Origin of the sequence: Asanoa sp. NPDC050611 (genome assembly GCF_040654855.1) — a bacterium.
Classification (GTDB): Bacteria; Actinomycetota; Actinomycetes; order Mycobacteriales; family Micromonosporaceae; genus Asanoa.
On the sequence record NZ_JBFAIU010000641.1, the window covers coordinates 1 to 1,988 of the forward strand.

Annotated in this window: 1 protein-coding gene and 1 pseudogene; one reads left to right on the plus strand and one right to left on the minus strand. The window is 75.8% G+C overall.

Annotation, left to right across the window (positions count from 1 at the left end):
* Positions 1 to 137: 137 nt before the first annotated feature.
* The gene (locus tag AB0H87_RS41355) at positions 138 to 1,580 is read left to right on the plus strand and encodes a serine/threonine-protein kinase (protein ID WP_360159203.1); all 1,443 of its coding nucleotides are present in this window, start codon (positions 138 to 140) and stop codon (positions 1,578 to 1,580) included.
* Here the strand turns inward: AB0H87_RS41355 and AB0H87_RS41360 are convergent.
* Positions 1,570 to 1,988, minus strand: a pseudogene (locus tag AB0H87_RS41360) (hypothetical protein); the annotation flags it as partial. The gene AB0H87_RS41355 and the pseudogene AB0H87_RS41360 sit on opposite strands and share 11 nt — an antisense overlap.

Consider the following 1,988-nt stretch of genomic DNA (forward strand, 5'->3'; position numbering starts at 1 on the left):
GACGACGAGTCGGGCGTGGACCCGGCCGACCAGCGCGCGTTCTGGGACGAGGTGCGGCGCGAACCGGCGTTATCGACTCCGGTGAACTATGGTTGCCGGGTCGCAATCACTTCGTTGGGAACCGGAGAGGACCCCGCATGGCTGCTCGGCGACTCGCGGATCGGTACGAGCTGGAGGAGGTGCTCGCCGAGGGTGGAATGGGCGTCGTCTGGCGGGCGCGCGACCACCGGCTCGGCCGGGCGGTCGCCGTCAAGCTCGTGTCCCGTGACGCGCTGGCGGAACCGACCCTGGTCGAGCGGTTCGACCGCGAGGCGCGCGCCGTCGCGCTGCTCAACCACCCCAACATCGTGGCGGTGTACGACTTCGGCTCCGACGGCGGCGACGCGTACCTGGTGATGGAGCTCGTGGACGGCCGCGGCCTGGCGATGGACGACCTGCCGCTCTCGGTCGGGGACGCGGTGGCGGTCGCCGCCCAGGCCTGCGCCGGCCTCGCGGCCGCACACGCAGCCGGGATCGTCCACCGCGACGTCAAGCCGGCCAACCTGATCCGGTCGGCGTCGGGCGTCGTCAAGATCTGCGACTTCGGCATCGCGCACCTGCAGCAGGCGGCCGGTCAGGCCCGGCTGACCCGCACGGAGATCGCGATGGGCTCCACCAGGTACATGGCGCCGGAGCAGGCCCGCGGCGACGCGGTCGACGCGCGGACCGACCTGTACGGGCTCGGGTGCACGCTCTACGCGCTGCTGGCCGGCGCGCCGCCGTTCCTCGCGCCCACGCCGCTCGGTGTCGTGCACCAGCACGTCACCAAGCCGGCGCCGGACGTGCGCGTGGCCCGACCCGACGTGCCGGAGCCGCTCGCCAGGCTGGTCGAGGAGCTGCTGGCGAAGTCGCCGGACGACCGGCCGCGGGACGCCGCCGCGGTGGGGGCGCGGTTGGCCGCGTTGTCCCTGCCGTCCTCGCCCTCGTCCTCGTCCTCGGCGGTGCGCCCGCCGGCACCGGTGCCGGCGCCTCCGGACCGGCGGCGGGTCTGGGGCATCGCGGCGGCCGGATCCGCGGCGCTGGCCGGAGTCGTGCTCGCGTCGTTGCTGGCCGCCACCAGGGACGGTGGTTCCAGCAGCGCCGCCGCGCCCGAGCCGGTGCCGACCCTGACCGCGACCGAGGTGGCGGCGCCGGCGACCACACCCACCCGCACCCCGGCGCCCACCTCGAGCGGTCCGACCGCGCGGGTGCCGGAAACCACGGCCCCGCCGACGGTCCCACCGGCGACGCGGTCGACCTCGCCCACGCCGGTGCGGACGCCGGCACCCACCACCGTGCCGCCGGTGGACCCGCTCGTCGGCCTGCACCGCACCATCGACGAGCAGGAGGCGAGCGGGCAGCTCGAGCCCAAGATCGCGCAGGATCTCCGGAAGCGGGTCGACGACATCGCCACGCGGTTGCGCAACGGCGAGGACGCGGACGCGCGGCGGAAGATCACCGAGCTGCGCGGCAAGCTCGGCGACCTGCGCGACCAGGGCAAGCTGTCGCCCGCCGGCTACACGGCGATGATCCGCGACCTCGACCGCCTCGCTACGCCGTGACGGTGGCCGGCTGCCTGGTCAGCACCCCCACGTCCGCGGCCGCGACGGCGGCGAGCAGCGGAGCCAGGGCCGCGAGCGTCCAGGTGAGGCCGATCAGGTCGGCCGCCGCGCCGATGATCGCGGGAGCGACGAGGATCCCGGTGTACGTCATGGTGCTGAACCGGGCGACGGCCGGCGCGGCGCCGGTGGTGGCGGCACCCAGGTGGCCGGCGGCACCGAAGAGCACAGGCAGGGGAGTGGCGAGGCCGATCCCGACGACCGCGAAGCCCGCGATGGCCAGCGGCGGCCACGGGCTCAGCACCACGACCGCCAGCCCGGCGGCGGCGGTGAGGGTGCCGGCGCGCAGCAGCTCGTGCGGCGCGCGGCGGGCGAGGAGGCGGTCGCCGACCAGCCGGCCCACGGTCTGGC